This is a genomic window from Nonomuraea dietziae, from assembly GCF_014195505.1.
Classification (GTDB): Bacteria; Actinomycetota; Actinomycetes; order Streptosporangiales; family Streptosporangiaceae; genus Nonomuraea; species Nonomuraea roseola.
Map to the genome: position 1 here is coordinate 1716146 of NZ_JACIBV010000001.1, position 24619 is coordinate 1740764.

Here is a 24619-nt window from a genome sequence, read left to right on the forward strand (position 1 = left end):
TACGGCGGGCCTGGCGCCGGCCCGCCGTACGGGAGCGATCACTCCGGTCACCCCTTGAGCCCGGTGAAACCGATGCCGCGGATGATGTGCCGCTGGAAGACCAGGAAGAGCAGCACCGGCGGCACGATCGCGACGAGCATGCCGGCGATCACCTGGTTCTGCTCGGCCGTCTCGGCCAGCCTGGGCAGCGCGACAGCCAGCGGGTGCGCCTCGGCGTCGGAGATGGCGACCATCGGCCACAGGAAGTCCTTCCACGCGTCCATCACCGCCAGCAGCGACACTACCGCCAGGATGGGCCGCGACATCGGCAGGACGATCTGCCAGAACAGCCGGAATGGACCCGCCCCGTCGACCTGGGCGGCCTGGTACAGCTCCCGCGGCAGCGCGTCGAAGAACTGCTTCATGATCAGCACGTTGAAGGCGTGCGCGCCCGCGGGCAGCCACACCGCCCACGGGGTGTCCACCAGAGACAGGTCGAGCACCGTCAGGTACAGCGCCACCAGCGACACGGTGGACGGGACGAAGAGGGTGACCAGCACCGCGCCGTAGATCAACCGGCCGAACCTGGGCCTGAGCACGGAGAGCGCGAACGCCCCGGTGGCGGCCACGAACAGCTGGACGAACCACGAGCCGCCGACCAGGACGACGGTGTTCAGCAGGTAGTGGCCGACTCTCAGCTCCGTCCAGGCCGCCGCCAGGTTCTCCCACCGGACATCGGAGGGCCACAGCCGCAGCGGCTCGCGCAACAGCTCCTGGGTGGAGGACAGCGCCCCCTTCGCGGTCCACAGGATCGGCCCCAGCCCGACCACCAGTGTGGCCAGCAGCAGCACGCCCTGGGTCAGCCGCAGGGACCAGCGCATGGCGGGCCGCCGCCGGTCGAGGTCGGAGACGATGCCCCGGCCGCGGTCGTCACTCATGCACGGCTCCATTTCCTGGTCAGACGCAGGTAGACGGCGGAGACGACGCCGAGCGCGATCGCCAGCAGGACGCCGAGCGCGGCGGCCGTGCCGTAGTCGCCGTAGATGAACGCGTAGCGGTAGATCAGCAGCAGGATCGTCACCGTGGAGTCCTCGGGCCCGCCGTCGGTGAGCACGAACGGCTCGGTGAAGACCCGGAAGGTCCCGATGATCTGCAGCAGCAGCATGATGAGCAGGACGCCCCTCAGGTGCGGGAGGGTCACGTGCCACAGCCGCCGCCAGATGGAGGCGCCGTCCATCTCGGCCGCCTCGTACAGCTCACCCGGCACCGAGGTGAGCGCCGCCAGGTAGATCAGCACGGTCGAGCCCGCGGCGGCCCAGGTGGCCTCCAGCACCAGGCTCGGCATCGCGGTGGTGGTGTCCTGCAGCCAGAGGAAGGGGCCCAGCCCGATCGTGGCCAGAGCCTGGTTGAACAGACCGTGGTCCGGATCGTAGAACCACTTCCACATCAGCACCGCCACCACGGGCGGGACCGCCACCGGCAGGTAGACCAGCACCCGGAACAGGCCGCCGAACCTGCGCAGTTCCGACATCACCACGGCCAGCAGGATCGGCAGCGGGAAGCCCAGGATCAGCGCCAGCCCGACGAACCAGAGCGTGTTGCGGACCGTGATCCACAGCAGCGGGTCGGCCAGCAGCGCGGCGAAATTGTCCGCCCCCACCCACACGGGGGCCTCCACCAGGTTGGTGCGCTGGAAGCTCAGCACGGCGCCGCGCACGATCGGCCACCACGCGAAGCATCCGAACACCGCCACCATGGGCAGCACGAACAACCAGCCCGCCGGACGCGGCCGGCGGCGCGGCAGGCCGAGCCTGCGGCCGTCCCGTACGGGACCGGCCGACGCCTCCCGCGGCCGATCCCGTGCGGGGCGCCGGTGCAGCGTCGTCATCGGCGCTCCCGTCCTGCGGTCACTGCCGGGCCCGATCCAGCGCGGCGGCGGCCTTGTCCTGGGCCTTGCGCAGCTCCTCGGCCGGCTCGGCGTCCTCGCGCGTCAGGATCGCCTGCACCGCTGTGTCCAGCGCCGCGTACATGTCCTGGCCCGCGACGGCAGGCTCGGTGACGAACTCCTGGGCGGCCACGCCCTTCTCGTACGGCTCGAAGTTGGCGACCGGCACGTTGGCGTGCTCGCGCTCGGCTCGCAGGACGGGGTCCGCGACCGCGGGGCCGTACAGGGAGACGTAGGGGAAGCCGACAGGGACGTCGTCGGCGGCCTTGGCGGCGGCGACCGTCGCCGCGGCCTTGGTGTCGTATCGCGGCTTGAGGAAGAAGAAGTCGATCCACTTCACCGCGGCGGCCCCGCTCGGCCGCGGTGGCCTTGGGGCTGACCACGGCCACCTTGCCGCCGAGCAGCGTCGCTGGCGTGCCGGCCGAGGGAAGCGCGGCCATGCCGAACACCTCGGCGGCGCCGCCGAACTGGGTCGCGAACTCGGTGTAGGAGCTGGGCGTGGCGATCATCATGGCGACCTTGCCCGCGGCGAAGTTCTTGGCCAGATCGGCCGCGTTGCGCAGGTGCTGGGTGCCCATGGAGCCGTCGGTCCAGCGCATCCCCTTGAGCAGGCCGAGGACGGCGCGGGACTGTTCGGTGTCGAGCGTGGCGACGGCCTTGCCGCCACTGTCCTGCTGGACGCGGCCGCCGTAGGTGTAGGTCATCGTGGTGAAGATCCAGCCGCCGGTGTTGTTGGTGGCCGGTACGCCGAAGCCGGGCACGCCGGTCTTGTCGGTGATCGTCTTGGCCGCCGCGCGGACCTCGTCCCAGGTCGTCGGCGGCTTGGCGACGTCGAGGCCCGCCTTGTCGAACAGCTGCCTGTTGTAGACGAGGCCGAGGGCGAACTGGCTGGTGGGCAGGCCGTAGATGCGGCCGGCCTGGTCGGTCGCGGGCGCCAGCGCGCGCTTGTCGAACGTGGCGGCATGCGGCAGCGCGCTGACCTCACCGCTGATGTCGGCGACCTGGCCCCGCTTGATCAGCCCCTGCGGCTCGGTGAGCGGGACCTGGAAGACCGTCTCCACCTGGCCTCCGGCCAGGCGGGTGGCGAAGGTCTTGGCCTCCCACTTGGACTCGCGCGGTTCGATGTCGATGTCGGGGTTGGCCTTCTCGAAGGCCGCGACCTGGTTGAGAAACTGCTGGCGCACGTTCTGCTGGGTCGTGGGCGGCAGGTCCGCGACGGTGATCCGGGTCCGCCCGCCCGCGGCGGGCTCGGCGGGTCCACCCGAGCAGCCGGCGACGGCGGTGAGGGCAGCGCCGGCGAGCGCGGTGAGGGCGGCGGCGTACAGGCCCGGCGGTCGTTCTCGCATGAGAGCTCCGTTCAAGGGGGTGGGCCGTCACTATGGGTGGCAATCCGCCCCGTTGTCAATACTTCGCTGAAGCGCCTCATAAAGCGCGATCACGGATCGCATGCCAGCTCGATTACGGTATTGACCTGAAGGAGCGGCGGCCATATCGTCCCCATTGCTTATGCGCTTAAGTGCATCCAGAGGAGACCATGTGAGTGTGTACCGACCGCTGGATCACGGGTGGACCGTGACCGCAGTCTCGTCCGAGGTGGCCATCGAGAACGTGCCCGCCACCGTTCCCGGCTGCGTGCACACCGACCTGCTCGCGGCTGGGCTCATCGCTGACCCCTACCTGGACGACAACGAGGACGGACTGGCCTGGATCGGCCGTACGGCCTGGCGGTACGAGACCGACTTCGCCGTCGACGGCGACGACTTCGACCGCGCCGACCTGGCCTTCGACGGTCTGGACACCGTCGCCACGGTGACCCTGAACGGCGAGCGGGTCGGCGCGGTCGCCAACATGCACCGCTCCTACCGCTTCCCCGTCCGCGAGCTGCTGCGTCAGGGCCGCAACACGCTGGCCGTGGAGTTCGAGTCCCCGTACCACCACGCCGAGGCGCAACGGGCCGTCAGCGGCGGACGCCCGAGCCCTTATCCCGAGCCCTACCAGTTCATCAGGAAGATGGCCTGCAACTTCGGCTGGGACTGGGGCCCCACCCTCGTCACCTCCGGCATCTGGCGGCCGGCCGCCCTGCACACCTGGAGCACCGCCCGCCTCGCCCAGGTCCGCCCGGAGGTCACCCTCGACGGGCGCGACGGCCTGGTGCGGGTCCACGTCTCGGTGGAACGCGCCGCAGACGTCCCGATCACGCTGACCGCCACCGTCGCAGGGGCCTTCGCCCGGGCACGGCTGGCGCCGGGCGCGTGCGAGGCGGTCCTGGAGATGCGCGTGAACGAGCCCGACCTGTGGTGGCCCCGCGGCTACGGCCCGCAGCCGCTCAGCCCGCTCACCGTCGTGCTCGAGGAGACGGGACAGACCTGGCGGCGCGACGTCGGCTTCCGCTCGATCCGGCTGGACACCACCGCTGACGAGCAAGGATCGGCTTTCACCCTCGTCGTCAACGACGTGCCGGTGTTCGTGCGCGGCGCCAACTGGATCCCCGACGACTGCTTTCCCGCAGGCGTGACCCGCGAGCGCCTGGCCGAGCGGTTCGCCCAGGCCTGCGAGGCCAACGTCAACCTGCTGCGGGTGTGGGGCGGCGGCCTGTACGAAAGTGACGACTTCTACGACCTGGCCGACGAGCTCGGCCTCCTGGTCTTCCAGGACTTCCTGTTCGCCTGCGCCGCCTACCCCGAGGACGACCCCCTGGCCGCCGAGGTCGCCGCCGAGGCCCGCGAGCAGGTGGTCCGTCTGGCGCCGCACCCCAGCCTGGTGCTGTGGATCGGCAACAACGAGAACTTCATGGGCCACGCCGACTGGGGCTGGCGCGAGCAGCTGGCGGACCGCAGCTGGGGCGCGGGCTACTACCTGGACGTGCTGCCCGGCATCGTCGCCGAGCTCGACCCCTGCAGGCCGTACTGGCCGGGCACGCCGTACTCGGGCGACGACAGCCGCCATCCCAACGCGCCCGAGCACGGCACCGTCCACATCTGGGACGTCTGGAACGAGCGCGACTACACCGGCTACGCCGACTGGCGGCCACGCTTCGTCGCCGAGTTCGGCTTCCAGGGCCCTCCCACCCACGCCACCCTGCGCCGCTCCGTCACGCACGGCCCCCTCACCGCTGACTCCTCCCACCAGAAGGCGGTCGACGGTCAGCGCAAGCTGCTGCGCGGCCTGGACGGGCACCTGCCGCCGCCCGCCACCTTCGACGACTGGCACTTCCTCACCCAGCTCAACCAGGCCAGGGCGGTGAGCTTCGGCGTCGAGAGGTTCCGCTCGCTCATGCCGTCCTGCATGGGCACGATCGTCTGGCAGCTCAACGACTGCTGGCCGGTCACCTCCTGGTCCGCGATCGACGGCGACGGGCGCCGCAAACCCCTCTGGTACGCGCTGCGCCGCGCCTACGCCGACCGCCTGCTGACCGTCCAGGACGGCGCCCTCGTCGCCGTCAACGACAGCCCCGAGCCGTGGTCGGGCGAGCTGGAGCTGGTGCGCCGCAGCCTCACAGGCGAGCCGCTGGCCAAGGAGTCGGCGCGGGTGCGGGTGCCGCCGAGGAGCGTGAGCAGGATCGCCCTGCCTCCTCACGTGGCCACCGCCGCCGACCCGTCGGCCGAGCTGCTGGTGGCCGCCATGGACGAGACGCGCGTCATCCGGTTCTTCGCCGAGGACGTCGACCTGGCGCTTCCCTCCGCAGGCTTCGAGGCGGGCGTGCGGCCCGTGGCCGACGGCTACCTCGTCACCGTCACCGCCAGCACCCTGCTGCGCGACCTGACGCTCCTGCCCGACAGGCTCGATCCGGACGCCACCGTGGACGACATGATGATCACGCTGCTGCCTGGCGAGCGAGCCGTCTTCCACGTCCGCAGCTCCCGCGACCTCGATCCCGCGTCGCTGATCTGCGCCCCGGTGCTGCGCTGCGTCAACGACGGGAGGTAGGGCGGATGCGACTCGAGGAGTACGTGGCCGAGCTCGACGCGCGATACGACGCCGACGTGCGGATGCCCTGGTCGCCCGCCACCGGGCCCGGCTATCACACCCGCGTCCCCGAGGGCGCCCGGGCGCACCAGACCAAGCTGGCCGCCGACTACGCCATCGCGCTGCTGCGGCTGGGCAGGGCCGATCGCGCGGGCGAGGTGCTCGACGCCCTGGCCGACCTGCAGGTGACCGACCCGCTGTCGGCTCACTACGGGATCTGGGGATGGTTCATGGAGGAGCCGCCCGAGCAGATGAACCCGGCCGACTGGAACTGGGCCGATTTCATCGGGGTACGGCTGGCGCAGGTCCTCGCCGTCCACGGCCGGCTGCTCGAGCCTCGCGTGCGGCGGCGGGTGCGGGCCGCGCTCCACCACGCGGCGATGTCCGTCTTCCGCCGCAACGTCGATCCCGGCTACACCAACATCGCGGTGATGGGCGCCGTGACGGCCGCCGCGGCCGGACAGCTGCTGCGCCCCGGGCCTCCCCAGGCCCCTGCCTCCGCTCCCCGTGACGTCGACGACGCCCTGGAGTTCGTGGATGGCGAGCTGCTGCTGGATTTCGGCAGGCGGCGGCTGCGCGCGGTACTCGCCCTGCACAACGAGGCCGGCGGGTTCACCGAGTACAACTCCCCCGCCTACGGGAGGGTCGTGCTGGAGGAGCTGGAGCGGGCCGCGCTGATCGTGACCGATCCCGCTTTCAGGGCCGTCGCCGAGCAGCTGAGGGAGCTCACGTGGGCGGCGCTGGCCGAGCGGTTCCATCCCGGCACCGGCCAGCTCGCCGGCCCGATGAGCCGCGCCTACCACGACAGGATCCAGCCGGACCTGGCCGCGTACCTTCGCGCGCAGACGGGCGCGCCCGTCGTGGCGGCCGGGCAGTCGGGCCGCCAGGCCGAGCCGCACGTGCCGTCGCAGGAAGGGCCGTCGCAGGAAGGGCCGTCGCAGGAAGGGCCGATCCAGGAGCGGCCACCGCAGGCGCCACCGCCGGTGGTCGCGTCGGTGGTCGCGCCGCTGCTGGTGCCGCCGCTGCCCTGCCCGCGGCCCATCGCCGAACGCTTCCGCGCCCTGCCCTCGGTGCCCTACCAGGTGCGCACCCGATTCAGCTCCGACACGACCGGCACGTCCTGGTTCGCCGAGGACGCCTGCCTCGGCTCCGCCGACGAGGAGTTCGCCTGGGTCCAGCGCCGCCCCCTGCTCGGCTACTGGCGCACCCCCGACGACCCGGCCGTGGTCCTGCGGGCCCGGATGTCGCTCAACGGCCACGACCTGAGCGCCGCCTGGTGCCGCCAGCATCAGGAAGGCCCGCGCGTGCTGTCGGCCTGGTGGCTCAGCTACGACTCCGGCGACTTCCACCCCGTGCTCGACCGGCCCGCCGGCAGCGTCTTCCACGTCGGCGACCTGCGACTGAGCGTGACCCTGCGGGGCCGCGGGGTGGAGGCCCGCGAGCTGGGCGACGGCGTGTTCGCCCTGCGCGCAGGGGAGCGGCAGGCGGTCGTGCACACCGCTCCCGCGCGCTTCCTCGACCGGACCAGAACCTGGCAGGCCGTCAACGACGACGGCGAGGCGCGGGTCGAGGTGCGGCTGCACCAGGGGCCGAGCACGCCGCTCGACTTCCACCAGGCCAGGCTGCGGGCCGCCTTCGCCCTGGAACTGCTCGCCCCCGGCGAGCGGCCAGGCACCGCCGCCGTGACCGGCGACCACGACGGCGACGGCCTGCTGCGCTGGCGCTGGGACGGCCTGCGGGTGAGCTCACCGGCCGAACCCACGCCCTTCGACAGGTAACTCCAGGACACGTTTCACTCCCCCACAAGAAGGAGTCCACACCCATGTCCCCGATATCACGACGACGCCTGCTCCTGGGCGTACCAGCCCTCGCCGCGGCCGGCGTGCTCGCCGAAGGCCGGGCGGCCACGGCGGCACCGGCGAACGCTGCCGGCACCGCGCTCGTCGACCGCTACGGCCAGTACCTCCACCAGAGCTGGCCAGGCAAGGTCACCTCGGACGAGCAACTGCGGCGCGAGTACGCCGAGGAGGCGGCGCGGCTGGCCGACGTCGCCTTCGACACCACCACCTATGACGCCTACGGCGGCCTGAAGCGGCTGGGGCGGCGCGAGGCGACCGGATACTTCCGCCTGGAGAAGGTCGAGGGCCGCTGGTGGTTCGTCACCCCCGACGGCCACCTGTTCTTCCTCAAGGGCGTCGACGCCTTCTCCGCGGAGGAGTGGGGCTACGGCACCCTGTACCTCAACGCCGACGGCAGCCCTCGCGAGCTGTTCGAGGAGCTGCCCGACCGTGACCGGTTCGCCGCCGCGTACGCCGTCGTCGAGCAGGGGCTGCACACGGTGAGCTTCCTGAAGGCGAACCTGATGCGCAAGTACGGCGACGACTACAAGGACAGGTGGCGCGACATCAGCCGGCGCCGGATGATCGACTGGGGGTTCAACGCCCAGGGCAAGTGGCACAGGGACCCAGCCGTCGTCATGCCCTACATCGAGCGGGCGCCGACGCCCACCGACGTCATCAAGGTGGGCTGGGGCATCGACCCGTTCGACCGTGACTTCTCCGCCAAGCTCGATCGCGCCTTCGGCGACTTCGGCATGCGCAGGATGCGCGACGACCCGTGGCTCATCGGCTACTTCTTCGAGAACGAGCGGGGCTGGAACAGGGAGATCGTGGCCCAGGTGGTGCGGAGAGGTTCTGACCTGCCGGCCAAGAGGGCTTTCGTGCGCCACCTCGAGCAGGCCTACGGCGCGGATCTCGCCCGCGTCAACGAGATCCTGGGCACTGATGCCCGCTCCTTCCGCGCGCTGGCCGACGAGGTGATCGACATCGGCAGGGTGCCGGACGGCGACGTGCGGGCCTTCATCACCCAGGCCTCCGCGACCTACTTCCGCAAGGTGCGCCAGGCGATCAAACGGCACGACCCGCACCACCTGTTCCTCGGATCCTCCCTGGTGCCGACCTGGCGGACGAGCCCGGAGTGGAACGTCGGCGGCATCGAGCACCTGGACGCGATCTCCTTCGACTGGTACTCCGACAGCGCCGACTACCTGCGGCAGTACGAGACCCACGACAAGCCGATCATCAACATCGAGTTCTCCTTCTGCTACCCCGACCGCGGCCTCACCTCCCACAACCCCTCGATCACTGCCACCGGCATCGCCGACAGGGGCGAGAAGTTCAAGGCGTTCGTCGAGGCGCAGGCCAAGAGCCCGGTCTTCGTGGGCTACGCCTGGTTCGTCTACTACGACCAGGCGGTGACCCGCAAACCCGGCGCCACCGAGGCCTTCAACATGGGCCTGGCCAACCAGCAGGACCAGCCCTATCACGAGATGACCGACATCATGCGCGCGACGAACAGGAACGTCGAAGCGGTCCACCTGAACGGCTAGGAGAGTCCAGGCTCACGCGGGCGCACCGGCACGCGCCGGTGCGCCCGGCCCCCCGGCGCCGGTGTTCAGGAGCCCTCGTGTACGACCTCGTGCTCCCACTGCTCGCGGGGCTGGGTGTGCAGCCGCCAGTAGTGCTCGGCGATGTCGTCGGGGTCGAACGCGGTGCCGGGGGCGACGGCCCCCGCCACGGTGACGCCTGCCACGTGCACGCCCGCGGCGCCGTACTCCTGGTCGAGCAGGCTCACCAGCGTCCTGACCCCCGCCTTGCCCAGCGACAGGCTCACGTAGGCCGCCTTCGGCTGCGGCATGCCCCCGGTGATGAGGATGGAGCCGCTGCCGCGCCGTGCCATCGCGGGCGCGACGTGGCCGGCGGCGGTGAGCGCGCCCACCACGTTGACCGCCCATGCGTCCAGGTGGGCGCGCGCGGGCAGCTCGCCCGGCCTGTCGGCCTGGATGATCGCGGCGTTGTACACCACCACGTCCGGCAGGCCGAACTCGTCTGCCGCCCTGTCGAGCGCGGCGCGCAGCGCGACCTCGTCGGTGCTGTCGGCCGTCAGGGCGAGCACGGGCACCCCGCCCGGCTCGGCGCCCTTCAGCGTCCCTGCCCCTCGCGCGATCAGCGTGACCGGCATGCTCTCCCTGGCGAATCTGCGCGCGACCGCCTGCCCGATCCCCGGTCCCGCTCCGATGACCACCGCTCCTGCCACCTTGCCTCCTCCGTTCGTCCAGATTCGCGACAACGGGAGGTTAAAGCGTCACATCGGTGTGAGGGTCAACCGCGCGCGCCGGGACGGTGGCCCGCCTGCCTGAGCACCGCGGCGAGAAAGGCCTTGATGTCGGCGGCGCTCGTGGTGTCGGGGTAGGAGCCGAGGTGGTGCAGCACCGCCCCATTGAGCACCTGCTGGAGGATGTCGAGGTCCGTGTCGGCGGGCAGCTCGCCGCTGTCGCGCGCGGCGGCCAGCGTGGCGCGCTCGGCCGCCGCCCTGCGCAGGCCGTTGGCGCCGCGGTAGGCCTGGAGCAGTTCGGGGTGGTCGTCCACGGCGCCGTACAGGCGGCGCAGCATGCGGCGGTTGCGCGGCTCGCTCAGGTAGAGGGCCCAGTCGTCGAGCATGCTGGCGATGTCGGGCCAGTCGATGGCGCCTGGCTCGTGGTCCTGGTGGACCGACTCGATCGCCTGGACCAGCAGCGCAGTCTTGCCGGTGAAGCGCCGGTAGACGGTGGCCCTGGTCACCCCCGCCCGCTGGGCGACCTGCTCGATGCTGGTCTGGCTGGCGCCGTACTCGATCAGCAGGTCGAGGGCGGCGGCGAGCACGGCCGCGTCCACCTCCTGGCTGCGCGGCCGTCCCGGCGCCCTCACCGCTGTCCCGCGGCGGTGGTGGCGACGCCCGTCGCGCGGCCGGCGGTCACGTGCACGATCAGCCCCCTCGGTCGATCCCGGTCGGGGGCGCGACGAGGCCGGAGAGGATCCGGGCCCGCCTCGCGGCGCGCCCCCGCAGGTAGCCGACAGGGTAGCGCGGCCGCGGCCGGCCCGCGCCTTGGTGATCGCGCACTGCCGGCCTCAGCCGCCGCCACGGCCCTTCGCGGGCCGGTGGCGCCGAGGCCGGGCGGCCGTCAGTCGGTGCCCTTCCACTGGGCGAGCAGCTTGTCGTAGTCGAGCGTCTCCGGCTTGCCTCTCTCGTCGGCGAGCTTCGGCGCGGGGGCGCCGGGCTGGTCCAGCCAGTACTGGGCATCCCTCTCCTGGTTCAGCTTCGGCGCGCACTCCCCGCCGTAGCCCCGCCGCTCCAGCCTGGACAGGATGTCGTCCTGCTGCTTGGCCAGGTTGTCCATCGACTGCTGGGCCGTCGTCTCTCCCGTGACCGCGGTGGCGACGTTCTGCCACCACAGCTGGGCCAGCTTCGGGTAGTCGGGGACGTTGGTGCCCGTCGGGGTCCACTGCTTGCGGGCGGGCGAGCGGTAGAACTCGATGAGCCCGCCGTACTTGGCGGCGTTCTCGGTGAAGTAGTCGCTCCTGATGTCGGAGTCGCGGATGAAGGTGAGGCCCGTGATGGACTTCTTCAGCGAGACCGTCTTGGACGTGACGAACTGGGCGTACAGCCACGCCGCCGCCCGCCGCTCCTGGGGGGTGTTCTTCAGCAACGTCCAGGCGCCGGCGTCCTGGTAACCCAGCTTGTTGCCGTCCTTCCAGTACGCGCCGTGCGGGCTGGGGGCCATGCGCCACTTCGGCGTGCCGTCCGCGTTGACCACGGGCAGGCCCTCCTTGGCCAGGTCCGCGGTGAAGGCGGTGTACCAGAAGATCTGCTGCGCGATGGCGCCCTGCGCGGGCACGGGCCCCGACTCGCTGAAGTTCATGCCCGCCGCCTCCTTCGGGGCGTATTTCTTCAGCCAGTCGACGTACTTGTTGAGCGCGTAGACGGCCGCGGGGCCGTTGGTGTCGCCGCCGCGGGTCACCGACGAGCCGACGGGGCGGCAGTTCTCCACCCTGATGCCCCAGTCGTCCACCGGCAGCCCGTTGGGGATGCCCGCGTCGCCGTTGCCCGCCATGGACAGCCAGGAGTCGGTGAAGCGCCAGCCCAGCGACGGGTCCTTGCGGCCGTAGTCCATGTGGCCGTAGACCTTCTTGCCGTCGATCGTGCCGTCGCCGTTCACCTTGTTGGTGAAGAAGTCGGCGATGTCCTCGTAGGCCGCCCAGTTGACGGGGACGCCTAGGTCGTAGCCGTAGGCGTCCTTGAACTGCTTCTTGATCTTCTCGTCGGTGAACCAGTCGTAGCGGAACCAGTAGAGGTTGGCGAACTGCTGGTCGGGAAGCTGGTAGAGCTTCTTGTCCGGGCCTGTCGTGAAGCTGATGCCGATGAAGTCCTGCAGGTCGAGCGTGGGCGAGGTGACGGCCTTGCCCTCTCCCGCCATGTAGTCCGACAGGGGGAAGACGTAGTCGCCGCGGGAGTGGGTGCCGATGAGGTCGGAGTCGTTGACGTAGGCGTCGTAGATGTTCTGGTTGCCCTGGATCTGGGTCTGCAGCTTCTCGACGACGTCACCCTCCTGGATCAGGTCGTGCTTGAGCCTGATGCCGGTGATCTCGCTGAAGGCCTTGGCGAGCTTCTGCGACTCGTACTCGTGGGTGGTGATCGTCTCGGAGACCACGTTGATCTCCATTCCGCGGTACGGCGCGGCCGCCTTGATGAACCAGTCCATCTCCGCCAGTTGCTGGTCGCGGGAGAGCGTGCTGGGCGTGAACTCCTCGCTGACCCATCGGCGGGCGGCGGCCTTGCCGTCCTCCTCCCTGAAGTCACTCGTGCCCCCACCTCCCCCGCCGGTGCTGCAGCCCGCCACCAGCAGGATGAGTACGGCACCTGCCCGTTTGAGCGTTGACGACATCGTCCCTCCTTCATCCCCATATGCCGATGACCAGTGCCACCAGCAGCGCGCAGCCCAGCGCCAGCCACATCGACAGGTCGGTGAGGGCGATCCACCCGGCCAGCACGACGGCCGCGCTGATCAGCCCGATGTACAGGCGGTCGCCCCTGTCGGTCTCGATGCGCAGGAATCCGCGGCGCGCGACGGGAGGCGAGAGCCTGCCCCACACCGCCATCCCGGTCAGCAGCAGGACCAGCCCCGCGAACACCAGTGCCGTGGGCGGGGTCCACACCATCCACTCGAGCACGGTCAGACCCTCCCCATGGAGAAGCCCTTGGCTATGTAGTTCCTGACGAACCAGATGACGATCGCACCCGGGATGATCGTCAGCACGCCCGCCGCGGCCAGCAGTCCCCAGTCGACGCCCGCCGCGCTCACCGTCCTGGTCATGGTGGCCGCGATGGGCTTGGCGTCGACGGAGGTGATGGTCCTGGCGATGAGCAGTTCGACCCAGCTGAACATGAAGCAGAAGAAGGCGGTGACGCCGATCGCCGAGCGGATCATCGGCAGGAAGATGCGGATGAAGAAGCGCGGCAGCGAATAGCCGTCGATGGCCGCCGTCTCGTCGATCTCGCGCGGAATTCCCGACATGAAGCCTTCGAGGATCCATACGGCGAGCGGCACGTTGAAGAGCATGTGCGCGATGGCGACCCCGAGGTGCGTGTCGAAAAGGCCGACGCTCTGGTAGATCTGGAAGAAGGGCAGCAGGAAGACGGCGGGCGGCGCCATCCTGTTGGTCAGCAGCCAGAAGAACAGGTGTTTGTCACCGGCGAACCTGAAGCGTGAGAACGCGTACGCCGCGGGAAGCGCCACGATCAGCGACATGACCGCGTTCATGGACGTGTAGAGAATCGAGTTGAGATAGCTCGAATACCACACGTCGTTGGTGAAGAACGTCTCGTAGTTCTCCAGCGTCACCCGCTGCGGAATGAGCGAGAAACTGCCGAGGATGTCCTCGTTCGGCCTGATGGACATCCCGAACATCCACAGCAGCGGCAGCATGAGGGTGGCGGCGTACAGCCAGAACACCGTGCGCGCCCATGGCAGCCTCATCGCCCGCTCCTCGTCAGCACGGTGAAGAAGACGTAGGAGATGATCTGCACGATGAGGAAGTAGAGCAGTGAGAACGCGCCCGCGGGGCCGAGGTCGAACTGCCCGACGGCGATCTTCGACAGCAGGATGCTGAGGAAGGAGGTGGCGTTGCCGGGCCCGCCGCCCGTCACCACGAAGGGCTCGGTGTAGATCATGAAGCTGTCCATGAAGCGGAGCAGGACGGCGATGGTCAGCACACCGCGCAGGCGGGGCAGCTGGATGTGGCGGAAGGTGGCCCACGCGGAGGCGGCGTCGATCTGCGCGGCCTGGAAGTAGGGGTCGGGGATCGAGCGCAGGCCCGCGTAGGCCAGCAGCGCCACCAGCGGCGTCCAGTGCCAGACGTCCATGAGCAGGACGGTGATCCATGCGTCGGTGGAGTCGAGCGTGTAGTTGAACCCGATGCCCAGCACGTTGTTGATCGTCCAGCCGCCCAGGCCGATGTCGCCGCGGGCGAAGATCTGCCAGATGGTGCCGACCACGTTCCACGGGATGAGCAGCGGCAGCGCGACGACGACCAGGGCCACCGACACCGACACCCCGCGCCGCGGCATGCACACCGCGATCGCGACGCCGAGCGGGATCTCCACCAGCAGCACCTGGGCGGAGAACAGCAGGGTCCTCAGGAAGGCGGCGCGCACCTCGGGGTCGCGGGAGATGGACCTGAACCAGTCGAGCCCCACGAAGATCCGGTCGGTGGGGGTGAAGATGTCCTGCACGGAGAAGTTGACGACGGTCATCAGCGGGATGACCGCGGTGAACGCGACCGACACCACGACGGGCAGCACCAGGAACCAGGCGCGGTTGTTCTTCGGCTTCAGGTCGGCCTGCCTGCCGCGGGCCTCCTCTCGTGGTGAGGTCTCGGCGCCGGCGTCCTCGGCTAACTGGCTGGTCACGCTCCCTGGCCCCCTTCGAGCGGCGCTATGGACCCGCACCTCACCTCGTCCCTGAACAGGAACGCCCCGTCGGCGGCGAAGTGGAAGAACTCGACCGCGCCAGGCGTGTGGTGGGAGCCCGCGTCCACCTTGGCGACCAGGTCGTGGCCGTCCACGTCGGCGCGGACCAGGTGGTAGGCGCCCATGCGGTCCACGCCCTTCACCCGCGCCTTCACGCCGGGCGTCTCCCGCGCGGCGCTGACGCGCACGAACTCGGGCCTGACGCCGACGCGCACGGGACCTGGCGGCAGCTCGCCGACCGCCCTGCCGATCACCGCCTCCCCCACTCTGACCAGCCCGCCGGCGACCTCGGCCGGCAGCACGTTCATGCCGGGCGATCCGATGAAGTGGCCGACGAACTCGTGGGCGGGCGACAGGAACAGCTCGGCGGGCGTGCCTGACTGGACGACCTCTCCGTCCTTGAGCACCACCACCTCGTCGGCGAAGGTCAGCGCCTCGGTCTGGTCGTGCGTGACGTAGATGAGCGTGTGGCCGGTGTCGCGGTGGATCTCCTTCAGCTTGCTGCGCAGGGTCCACTTCAGCGCGGGGTCGATCACCGTGAGCGGCTCGTCGAGCAGCACGGCGGCGACCTCGGAGCGGACCAGGCCCCTGCCCAGGCTGACGATCTGCTGCCGGCCCGGATCCAGCCTGCGCGACCTGCGGTGGAGATGCTCGTCGAGCCCCAGCAGCTGCGACACCCTGCGGACGCGCTGGTCGATCTCCGCCTTGGGATACCTGCGGTTGCGCAGCGGGAAGGCGAGGTTGTCGTAGACCGACATCTGCTCGTACAGCACGGGGAACTGGAAGACCTGCGCGATGTTGCGGCCCGCCGTCGGCACCGAGGTCACGTCGCGGTCGCCGAACCAGATCCGCCCCACGGTCGGGGAGAGCAGGCCGGAGACGATGTTCAGCAGGGTGGTCTTGCCGCACCCGCTCGGCCCGAGCAGGGCGTAGGCCCTGGCCTCCCGCCAGGTCCAGGTCATCGGCTTGAGCGCCCAGGTTCTGCCGCCGTCGTAGCTGTGTCCCACGCCCTCGAGGCGGATGTCAGCCATGCAGATCGACCTCCGCCGTCGACGAGGCCAGCAGGTCCCCGCCGGCCTCGTCGAAGACCAGGACGTGGGCGGGGTCGACGTAGGCGGTCGCCTGCTGGCCGGGGGTGAACAGCCGGGTGCCCGGCAGCTGGGCGACGAGGTGGGTGCCGCCCCGCAGCAGCAGGTGCAGGAAGGTCGCGCTGCCGGTCACCTCTGCCAGGCGGATCTCCGCCGGGAAGGCGAGCGCGCCGGGCCCGGCCCCCTCGATGCTCACCTGGTGCGGGCGGACGCCGAGGACGACGCGCTCGGCCCGGGCGTGCGCCCGCGGAGCTTCGAAGGAGGCGCCCATGCACTCGATCCATCCGTCGCGCACGACGCCGGGCAGGAGGTTCAGCGGCGGATCGCTGAGCGTCGCGGCGACGGCCAGCGTGGGCGGCCTGTCGTACATGTCCGCGGCATCGCCGACGTGCCGTACCCGGCCCTCGCCGAGGACCACCGTGGGCGCCGCGAAGCCGAGCGCCTCCGCGGGATCGGACGTCGAGTAGAGCACCACGCCCTTCGACTGCCCGAACATGCTCTTGAGGTCGCCCCTGAGCTGCTCCCTGAGCTTGTAGTCGAGGTTGGCGAGCGGCTCGTCGAGCAGCAGCACGTCCACGGGCCTGGCCAGCGCCCTGGCGATGGCGGTGCGCTGCTGCTGGCCGCCCGACAGCTCGGACGGCCTGCGTGGCAGCAGGTCGCCGATGCCCATGAGCTCGGCGACCTCGCCCACCCGCCGGTCGACCTGGTCCTTGGGAAAGGCGCGGTCGAGACGCAGCGGGGAGGCGATGTTCTCGTGGACCGTCAGCGAGGGGTAGTTGATGAACTGCTGGTAGACGAAGGCCACGGAGCGTTTTCGCACCGAGATCGAGGCGACGTCTTTTCCGTCGACAATGACCCGGCCCGCACCCGGCGGGTGCAGGCCTGCCACGACCCGCATCAGCGTCGTTTTCCCCGCGCCCAGCGGGCCGATGAGCACGGTCATTCCGCTGGATAATTCGAGGTTTATGTCGTCGAGCCAGATCTCGTCACGTTGTCGTACGCAAACACCGTCAAGAACCAGCGCCATCGAGCCCGGTCCTCTCTCCCGGTGCAAGATTGTTTACTGGGTGCCGCTCCTCCATCTAACATGACAAGCAAGTGCGTGCCTAGAGTAAATGTCTGGCGCGAAATCTCCGGTTAACTGAGCCGGAATACCTCCGGGTTGGCGCAGTGGGCGAGCGGCTCTCCGCGCAGGTAGCGGCCTACTTCGGCGGCCACGATGCGGGCGGCGTTGCCCGCCGTCTCCTTGCTCGCCCCCGCCAGGTGCGGCGTCATGACCACGTTCGGCGCGGTGAGCAACCTGGAGTCCTTCGGCAGCGGCTCCTCGGGGAAGACGTCGAACGCCGCGGCGAACAGCTGTCCCGACTCCAGCGCGTCGCACACCGCCTCGTAGTCGACCAGGCTGCCCCTCGCGCAGTTGACCAGCACCGATCCTCTGGGCATGACGGCCAGCTGCCTCGCGCCGATCATGCCGGCGGTCTCGGGGGTGGCCCTGGCGTGCAACGACACCACCAGCGACCTCGACAGCAGCTCCTCCAGCGACGCGACCCGCTCGGCCGGGCCGTCCAGCTCGGCGTAGGGGTCGAAGACCAGCACCCGCGCGCCGAACCCGGCCAGCATCCTGGCCACCCTGCGGCCGATGGCGCCGTAGCCGACCAGGCCGACCGTCGCGCCTTCCAGCTCGGGGCCGACGCTGTCGTAGGTGTAGTAGTCGCCGCGCCAGACGCCGGAGACGAGCTCGCCGTGGGTGGCGGGGATGCGCCGGATCGCGGCGAGGATCATGCCCATCGTGTGCTCGGCCGTGGCGGTGGCGTTGCGGCCCGGGGCGTAGCAGACGGCGACGCCGTGCCTGGTGGCCGCCTCCAGGTTGGCGTTGACCGGCCCGCCTCTCCCCACGCAGAACAGGCGCAGCTCCGGTGAGGCGGCGAGGATCCGCTCGGTCAGCGGCGCCATCTGGGTGAGGCAGATCTCCACCCCGCGCAGCGCCTCGATGAGCTCCTCCTCGCCTCCCGACGCCTCGCGCACCTCGGCGACCGGGCCGAACGGCTCGACCGGCCACGGCAGGGTCAGCTCGGAGATCTCCAGGTCGCCGACGCCTTGGAGAGCTTCGGAAAACAGGCGGTTGAGGACGAAGTGGTCGCCTGCGGCGAGGACACGGGTGGTCATGAGAGGGCTCCGTTGAACTGGAGGAGGGCGATGTCGCCGTCGCGGAGGGCGATCTCGGTCAGGGCCCCGTTGCTCAGGAACGGGAACAGCCGCCGGTACTCGCGCAGCGGCACCCCGATGAGCCCGCACAGCGCCAGCCTGATGATCGTGGTGTGCGCGACCACCAGCACGCGGCCCTCGGGATGCTCGGCGGCGATGTCGTGCAGGCATTCGGTGAAGCGCTGGGCGGCCTTGACGGGGTCCTCGCCGCCCGGCAGGTGGTGGGCGACGGGGTCGGTGGTGAACGCCTCGCGCGCCTGCGGGAAGCGGCTGCTCATCTCGGCGGCCGTGAGCCCCTCGGCCTCGCCGAAGGCCAGCTCGCGCAGCCGCTCGTCGACGCGCAGCGGGACACCGACCGCCTCGGCGCACGGCTCGGCCGTGAGCCTGGAGCGCGACAGCGTGGAGGCCCACACCGCCGACAGCTGCGCGCCCCCGGCCCATGCGGCGAGCCTGGCGGCCTGCCGTACGCCCAGCGGGGTCAGCGCGATGTCACTGATGCCCGCGTAGCGGTTCTCGGCGTGCCACACCGACTCTCCATGACGGACCAGGACCAGGCGGGTCATCGGGTTGTCCTCTCGTGTGCGTGCGCGGCGACCTCGGCGGGCAGCCACTGTCTGCGCGCCAGCTCGTCGACCAGGCGCAGGTAGGCCTCGTCGAAGCGGTCGGCAGAGCCGGGGCGGGGGTCGATCGTGTCGCGGACGCGGACCATCTCCGCGGCCACGTCGGCGACCCTGCGGCCTGGCGAGGCGGCCAGCACCGCCATGCCGAGCGCGGGTTCGGCGTTCTCGGGGAGCGTGACCTGCCTGCCCAGCACGTCGGCGCGCAGCTGACACCAGTACGCGCTGCGCGTCGCGCCGCCCGTCAGGGTGAGCGCGCCGTCCACGGGAGCGCCGAGCTGGTCCAGGTAGTCGAAGCAGAGCCGTTCGACGAAGGCGACACCCTGCAACAACGCCGCGAAGTGCTCGGCCTCGTCGGCCACCTCGCCGAGGAGGAACTCTCTGGCCTGCGGCGCGACGAAGGGGAAGCGCTCCCCTGCCGAGACGAGCGGGTAGGCGAGCGGCCCGGCCGGTTCGCGTCCTGCGGCCGCGGCGCTCAGCTCGTCGAGGTCGCGGCCGGGGAAGTCACGGGCGATCGCGCCCGAGCCCGTGCTCGACGCGCCGCCCGGCAGCCAGGCGCCGTCGGGGGCCCTGTGCGAGTAGACCGCGCCCAGAGGGTCGCGGACCAGCTCGCGGGTCACCCCCTTGATCACCAGGGTGGTGCCGAGCACGGAGTTCCAGCTGCCGGGGGTGAGCGCGCCCGCGCCGAGCTGGGCGGCGCAGCCGTCGGTCGCCCCCGCGATGACGGGGGTGCCCTCGGGCAGGCCGGTGAGCTCGGCCGCGGCGGCGCAGACCGTGCCGAGAACCGTGCCCGAACGGACCAGGAAGGGCAGCGTCTCGCCCGGCACACCGAGGGTGGCGAGCACGTCCGAAGGCCAGTCCTCCTCGATCAGGTGCGCTCCTGTCTTGAGCGCGCTGCTGAGGTCGGTGGGCACCTCGTGGCCGACCAGGCGGCGGTTGACGAAGTCGCTCTGGTGCAGCAGCCTGACGCCGCTCCAGCCGTACTCGTCGAGCAGCCAGAGCAGTTTCGGCAGCGCCCACGCGGCCTGCATGCGGCGGTAGCCGAGCTGGGACCAGACATGGCCGCCCACCTCGTTGATCTTGTCCACCTGGGCGGCGGCGCGGGTGTCGTCGTACATCAGGCCGGGCGTGAGCGGGCGGCCCTGCGTGTCGGCGAGCAGGACGGTGCCGGAGGTCGCGTCCACCGCCACGCCGCGCACCTCGGCGTCCGGCACGTCGGCCAGCGCCTCGGCGCAGGCCAGCGCGGTCGCGTGCCACCACTGCTCGGGGTCCTGCTCGTGCCGCTCGCCTTCGCGGTGGCTGGTCAGCTTGCGCGTGCCCATGCCCGCGACCCTGCCCTCGCCCGTGACGGCGAGCGCCCTGACGCTCTGCGTGCCGAGATCCAGCCCGACCCAGACGCCGCTCACCTGCCGCTCCTGACGCTCTCCCTGACGCGCAGGAACCGGTCGAACAGCTCGTCGTACGGCCCCGCGGCCGGGTCGAGCGCCTGCCGTACCCGGGGTTCGGGCACCTTGGCCAGCGCACCGGTGGCCAGGCCGCCCATGACGTAGGCGCCTCTGGCGCCGGCCTCCTCGTCGGCCGTGCGGAGCACGGGCAGGCCCGTGACGTCGGCGATGAGCCGCGTCCACACCTCGCTGGCCGCGCCGCCTCCGCAGACGCGCAGCTCGGTGGGTCTGACGTGGGAGGCGGTGAGGCAGTCTCTGATGACCATGCTGAGGCCTTCCATGACCGCGCGGGCCAGATGCTCGCGGCGGTGCTCGAAGGAGAGGCCGACGAACGCGCCTCTCGCGAACGGATCGAGGAAGGGGGCGCGCTCTCCGGCGGGCGACAGATAGGGAAGGAACACCAGACCCTCCGCGCCCGCGGGCGCCAGGGTGGCCAGCTCGCCGAGGTCGGCGGGATGGCTCAGGCCGAGCATCTCGCAGGCCCAGCCGATCACCTCGCCGCCCGCCAGCGTGGGGAAGGCCCGCAGGTGGAGCCCGGGCAGCCCGAGTGCGACGGTCAGGCCCGAGGCCCGCTCCCCCAGCTCCACCCGGTCGGTGACGATCTCCGTGCACAGCGTCGTGCCGAGGATCGTGCACGCCTGACCTGGGGTGACGGCGCCGACGCCGACCGCGGTGGAGGCGATGTCGTAGGAGGACAGCACGACGGGGGTGCCCGCGGGCAGGCCCAGCCCCTGTGCGGTCAGCGGCGCGGCCCTGTCCTCGTCGTCGAGCTGCTCGGGCAGCAGCGGGGCGGCCCACTCCAGGTCGTAGAGGGCCAGCAGCTCGGCGGAGTAGCGCCCCGTGGCCAGGTCGGTGAAAGGCGCGGAGGCGTCGGAGCTGTCGACCGCGACCCTGCCGGTGAGTTTGGAGAACAGCCAGCCGCCGCAGGTCAGCGCGGTCGCCGAGCGGTCGAGCCGCTCCGGGTCGTGCAGGCGCAGCCACGCCAGCACGGCGTTGGGCAGCCCTGCGAAGGTCAGCGAACCGTTGCGGTGAAAGGCCCGCTTCAGCACGCCCGCCTCGGTCCAGTCCGCGACGAAGGCGGCCGCGCGGGCGTCGTTCCAGAGGATGGCGGGCCCCGTCGGCTCGCCGTCGGGGCCGACCAGCCAGCAGCCGTCGCCCTGCGCGGTGACCGCGACGTAGTCGACGGGCCCGGCCATGCCCTCGACCACCTCGCGCACGCAGGAGACGACCGCCTCCCACACCGCGTTCATGTCCTGCTCGGCCCAGCCGGGACGGGGCCTGGTCACGGTGGTGGCCCTGCGCGCCACCACGGCCTCGGCGCCCTCCTCGTCGTAGCCGACCGCCTTGATCATCGTGGTGCCGGCGTCGACACAGACCACTGCCATCGCTCGCTCCCCCCCTACGCCCTGCCGTGGGAGACCCGCGACCTGCGAGCCACCGAGTCCACGGCCACCGCGAGCAGCAGGACGGCGCCGGTGACCATGAAGCGGAAGGAGGAGTCGAGGTTGAGCAGGGTCAGCCCGCTGGAGATGGACTGGATCACCACGATGCCCAGCAGCGCGGCGAAGGCCGTACCCCTGCCGCCGAACAGGCTGGTGCCGCCGATGACGGCGGCCGCGATGGCGTTGAGGTTGACGTCGCCGCCTCCGCTGCTCTGGTTGACCGCCGCGAGCCTGGCCGCGGCCAGCACGCCGCCGACGGCGGCGAGCGTCGTGCACAGCACGAACGCGGAGGTGTAGACGGCCCTGACGTTGATGCCCGCGCGCCTGGCCGCCTCGGCGTTGCCGCCGACCGCGTAGATCGACTTACCGAACTTGGTACGGCCCAGCACGTAGTGCATGACCAGCACCAGCGCGAGGAACAGCACGAACATCCAGCCCACGCCGCGGGTCTGGTTGAGATACCAGACGACCACGCCGAGGCCGATGAGCACCAGGACGCTCCTGGCGACCAGCAGCTGGGTGGAGACCGCCGACAGCGAGGCCTTCCTGCGCCGCCTGGCGTGGGCGTACCCGCTGGCGAACAGGCCCGCGGCGGCCACCACGACGAACACGTACGACAGCCACACCGGCACGAAGGCCAGCTGCGCGAAGGCGACCAGGCCCGAGTCGAAAGGCAGGTTGATCGAGCCCTTAGCGCCCAGCATCCACAGCTGCACGCCGAGCAGGCCGAGCAGTCCCGCCATGGTGATGACGAAGCTCGGCACGCCGAACCTGTTGAAGATCTGCCCGTAGACCCAGCCGATCGCGCAGCCGATCACGATCGCGGCCAGGATCGCCAGCCAGACCGGCAGCCTCCTGTCCACGAAGAACACCGCCATGACCGCGGAGGTCAGGCCGCTGACCGAGCCGACCGACAGGTCGATCTGGCCGACGAGCAGCACGACCACCACACCCAGCGCGATGATGCCGACAGGGGCGCACTCCAGTGTGAGGTTCACCAGGTTGACGCTGGACAGGAAGATCGGGTTGAGCGCCTGGAACACCGACCAGATCACGATCAGCCCGATGACGACGGGCAGGACGCCCAGGTCGCCGCCGCGGACCCGGTCGAGCAGGCCCTCGGCGGCGCCGCGCAGGCCCTGCCTGCCGATCAGCCGCTCGTCCTTCAGGTCCGTCGGAGTCTCGAGATCGGTCATTGGCGGAGCCTTTCCTGCGATTGCGCGCGGCGGGTCACCACGTTGTCGGTGGCGCCGGTGATCGCCGCGATGATGTCCTCCTGGGACACCTCGCCGACGGCGAAGGTCCCGTTGTTACGGCCGAGCCGCAGCACCGCCACCTTGTCGGCGACGGCCTTCACGTCGGCCATGTTGTGGCTGATCATGATCACGCCGAGACCGCGGTCGCGCAGCCGTTCGATCAGGTTGAGCACCTCCGCCGTCTGCGCGACGCCCAGCGCGGCCGTCGGCTCGTCCAGGATGACCACCTTGGGATCGGCCAGCAGCGACCTGGCGATGGCCACGGTCTGCCGCTGTCCGCCCGAGAGCGAGGCCACGGGGGTGCGCACCGAGGGGATCTTCGCCGAGAGCTGGCGCAGCAGCTCCCACGAGCGGACCTCCATCGCCACGTCGTCCAGGCGCAGCGCGCGCAGCTCCTGGCCGAGGAAGAGGTTCTCGATCACGTTGAGGTTCTCGCACAGTGCCAGATCCTGGAAGACCGTGGCGATGCCGAGACGGTGGGCGTCGGCGGGGGTGGCGATGTGCGCCTGCCCGCCCTCGAAGGTGATCGTCCCTGAGTCCGCGGCGTGGACACCGGAGAGGATCTTGACGAGGGTGGACTTGCCCGCGCCGTTGTCGCCGACGATCGCGACGACCTCACCGGCTTCGACGTCGAGGTCGATGCCGGTGAGCGCGGCGACGGCGCCGAAGGTCTTGGTGATGCCGCTCAGGGACAGGATGGGCATCTACTTGATCCCGAGCTTGTCACAGGCGGCCTTGTAGTCGGGGGTGCACACCTCCGACACCTTGAGCGCGCCGCCGGGGCCGAGCAGTTCCTTCGCCACGTTCTCCTGGGTCACCACGGTCGGGGTGAACAGCTCGGAGGGGGTGTCGAACAGCGTGGTCTTACCCGCCGGCTTCTTGCCCTGGGCGAACTCGTTCGCGACCACCGCCGCCGCCTCGGCCACGATCTTGATCGGCTTCGAGATGGTGTTGTACTGGTCGCCGTTGATGATGCGCTGGACCGCGGCCAGCTCGGCGTCGTTGCCGCTGACCGGCGGCACGGGAGTGTCGGCGGCCTTGAACGCGGCGATCGCGCCGCCGGCGGTGCCGTCGTTGGCGGCGACGACTCCGCCGATCTTGCCGGGGAACTGGGCGATCTGACCGCTGACCCACTCCTGCGCCTTGTTCGGCTGCCACCCTGGGGTGTCGTACTCGGCCAGCAGCTTCAGGCCGCTCGGGTCGACCGCACTGTGGATGCCCTTCTTGATCAGCTGGGCGGCGGCGTCGGTGGGCGAGCCGTTCACCACGAGCAGGCCGCCGTCCCCGCCCTTCTTCTTCACCTCGTCCACGAGGGACTGGGCGATGAGCGAGCCGATCTTCTCGTTGTCGAAGGAGACGTAGTAGTCGGCCTTGGCGGCGGGGATCGGCCGGTCGTAGGCGATGATCGGCACCTTCTGCGCCTGCGCCGACTGGACGATCGTCGCGGCGGCGGCGGAGTCGACGGGGTCGATCACGATCGCCTTGACGCCCTGGGCCAGGGCGGAGTTGGCCTGCTGCTGCTGCTTGGCCGCGTCGGCTCCGGCGTTCTGGTAGAGCACCTCGCAGGTCGGGCAGAGCTCCTTCATCTTCGCCTTGAACAGCGGCGCGTCGTAGAGCTCGTAGCGGGTGGAGGCGATGTCCGGCATGAGGAAGGCGATCTTCGCACCTTGGGCGGCGCTCTCGCCCTGCCCTGCCGACGTGGTGGTGGACGAACAGGCGGTGGCCGCCGCCAGCGCGACGGCGACCGCGAAGGTGACCCTCTTCATGACTGCTCCTTGGCTCATCGACGAGAGGTCTGGGTGTGTGTTGTGGTGTGAGGAACACAACACCCG

21 protein-coding genes are annotated in these 24619 nt (G+C 70.6%); 3 read left to right on the forward strand and 18 right to left on the reverse strand.

Annotation, left to right across the window (positions count from 1 at the left end):
- Positions 1–47: 47 nt before the first annotated feature.
- The 3 genes from FHR33_RS08405 to FHR33_RS08415 are packed head-to-tail and all read right to left on the reverse strand — an operon-like array spanning position 48 to position 3270.
- A complete protein-coding gene (locus FHR33_RS08405) occupies positions 48–917 on the reverse strand; it encodes a carbohydrate ABC transporter permease (protein ID WP_246451711.1) in 870 nt (289 codons plus the stop codon).
- Positions 914–1867, reverse strand: coding sequence for a carbohydrate ABC transporter permease (locus tag FHR33_RS08410; RefSeq protein WP_183645409.1), 954 nt, complete (start codon positions 1865–1867; stop codon positions 914–916). Before FHR33_RS08410 ends, FHR33_RS08405 begins: the two co-directional genes overlap by 4 nt.
- Complete coding sequence (locus FHR33_RS08415; protein WP_183645410.1) at positions 1864–3270, reverse strand: ABC transporter substrate-binding protein; 1407 nt, start codon at positions 3268–3270, stop codon at positions 1864–1866. The genes FHR33_RS08410 and FHR33_RS08415 overlap by 4 nt, the downstream gene beginning before the upstream one ends.
- Positions 3271–3460: 190 nt before the next feature.
- On the opposite strand from FHR33_RS08415, the gene FHR33_RS08420 reads away from it, so the two are divergent.
- The 3 genes from FHR33_RS08420 to FHR33_RS08430 are packed head-to-tail and all read left to right on the forward strand — an operon-like array spanning position 3461 to position 9278.
- Positions 3461–5851 carry a glycoside hydrolase family 2 protein gene (locus FHR33_RS08420; protein WP_183645411.1) on the forward strand — a complete coding sequence of 797 codons (2391 nt, stop codon included), beginning with the start codon at positions 3461–3463 and terminating at the stop codon, positions 5849–5851.
- Between the two features lie 5 nt (positions 5852–5856).
- Positions 5857–7668: a DUF8769 domain-containing protein gene (locus FHR33_RS08425; RefSeq protein WP_183645412.1), complete on the forward strand. Its 1812-nt coding sequence runs from the start codon at positions 5857–5859 to the stop codon at positions 7666–7668.
- Between the two features lie 44 nt (positions 7669–7712).
- Positions 7713–9278: a Rossmann-fold NAD(P)-binding domain-containing protein gene (locus FHR33_RS08430; RefSeq protein ID WP_183645413.1), complete on the forward strand. Its 1566-nt coding sequence runs from the start codon at positions 7713–7715 to the stop codon at positions 9276–9278.
- Between the two features lie 65 nt (positions 9279–9343).
- Here FHR33_RS08430 and FHR33_RS08435 read toward each other — a convergent pair whose 3' ends face one another.
- From FHR33_RS08435 to FHR33_RS08505, 15 genes are all read right to left on the reverse strand, one after another.
- Positions 9344–9985: an SDR family NAD(P)-dependent oxidoreductase gene (locus FHR33_RS08435; RefSeq protein WP_312895420.1), complete on the reverse strand. Its 642-nt coding sequence runs from the start codon at positions 9983–9985 to the stop codon at positions 9344–9346.
- Between the two features lie 65 nt (positions 9986–10050).
- Positions 10051–10602 carry a TetR/AcrR family transcriptional regulator gene (locus FHR33_RS08440; RefSeq protein WP_221241010.1) on the reverse strand — a complete coding sequence of 184 codons (552 nt, stop codon included), beginning with the start codon at positions 10600–10602 and terminating at the stop codon, positions 10051–10053.
- 287 nt (positions 10603–10889) lie between these two features.
- Positions 10890–12650 carry an ABC transporter substrate-binding protein gene (locus tag FHR33_RS08445; RefSeq protein ID WP_183645415.1) on the reverse strand — a complete coding sequence of 587 codons (1761 nt, stop codon included), beginning with the start codon at positions 12648–12650 and terminating at the stop codon, positions 10890–10892.
- A gap of 10 nt (positions 12651–12660) precedes the next feature.
- Complete coding sequence (locus FHR33_RS08450; protein WP_221241011.1) at positions 12661–12936, reverse strand: DUF2160 domain-containing protein; 276 nt, start codon at positions 12934–12936, stop codon at positions 12661–12663.
- Positions 12937–12938: 2 nt separating this feature from the next.
- Positions 12939–13742 (reverse strand): carbohydrate ABC transporter permease, encoded by an 804-nt coding sequence (locus FHR33_RS08455; RefSeq protein ID WP_183645416.1) that lies wholly within the window; start codon positions 13740–13742, stop codon positions 12939–12941.
- Entirely contained in the window at positions 13739–14674 is a 936-nt protein-coding gene (locus FHR33_RS49970; protein WP_221241012.1) for a carbohydrate ABC transporter permease, read from the reverse strand. The genes FHR33_RS08455 and FHR33_RS49970 overlap by 4 nt, the downstream gene beginning before the upstream one ends.
- Complete coding sequence (locus FHR33_RS08465; RefSeq protein ID WP_183645417.1) at positions 14671–15765, reverse strand: ABC transporter ATP-binding protein; 1095 nt, start codon at positions 15763–15765, stop codon at positions 14671–14673. Before FHR33_RS08465 ends, FHR33_RS49970 begins: the two co-directional genes overlap by 4 nt.
- Positions 15758–16849 carry an ABC transporter ATP-binding protein gene (locus tag FHR33_RS08470; RefSeq protein WP_183645418.1) on the reverse strand — a complete coding sequence of 364 codons (1092 nt, stop codon included), beginning with the start codon at positions 16847–16849 and terminating at the stop codon, positions 15758–15760. The genes FHR33_RS08465 and FHR33_RS08470 overlap by 8 nt, the downstream gene beginning before the upstream one ends.
- A 110-nt stretch (positions 16850–16959) precedes the next feature.
- Positions 16960–17988, reverse strand: a complete 1029-nt coding sequence (locus tag FHR33_RS08475) for a 2-hydroxyacid dehydrogenase (protein WP_183645419.1) — start codon at positions 17986–17988, stop codon at positions 16960–16962.
- The gene (locus FHR33_RS08480; protein WP_183645420.1) at positions 17985–18590 is read right to left on the reverse strand and encodes a histidine phosphatase family protein; all 606 of its coding nucleotides are present in this window, start codon (positions 18588–18590) and stop codon (positions 17985–17987) included. Before FHR33_RS08480 ends, FHR33_RS08475 begins: the two co-directional genes overlap by 4 nt.
- Positions 18587–20050, reverse strand: coding sequence for an FGGY family carbohydrate kinase (locus FHR33_RS08485; protein WP_312895421.1), 1464 nt, complete (start codon positions 20048–20050; stop codon positions 18587–18589). The genes FHR33_RS08480 and FHR33_RS08485 overlap by 4 nt, the downstream gene beginning before the upstream one ends.
- A complete protein-coding gene (locus tag FHR33_RS08490; protein ID WP_183645421.1) occupies positions 20047–21474 on the reverse strand; it encodes an FGGY-family carbohydrate kinase in 1428 nt (475 codons plus the stop codon). Before FHR33_RS08490 ends, FHR33_RS08485 begins: the two co-directional genes overlap by 4 nt.
- Positions 21475–21488: 14 nt before the next feature.
- The gene (locus FHR33_RS08495; protein WP_183645422.1) at positions 21489–22727 is read right to left on the reverse strand and encodes a sugar ABC transporter permease; all 1239 of its coding nucleotides are present in this window, start codon (positions 22725–22727) and stop codon (positions 21489–21491) included.
- Positions 22724–23491 carry an ATP-binding cassette domain-containing protein gene (locus FHR33_RS08500; RefSeq protein WP_183645423.1) on the reverse strand — a complete coding sequence of 256 codons (768 nt, stop codon included), beginning with the start codon at positions 23489–23491 and terminating at the stop codon, positions 22724–22726. Before FHR33_RS08500 ends, FHR33_RS08495 begins: the two co-directional genes overlap by 4 nt.
- Positions 23492–24553 (reverse strand): substrate-binding domain-containing protein, encoded by a 1062-nt coding sequence (locus tag FHR33_RS08505; protein WP_183645424.1) that lies wholly within the window; start codon positions 24551–24553, stop codon positions 23492–23494.
- Positions 24554–24619: the final 66 nt, after the last annotated feature.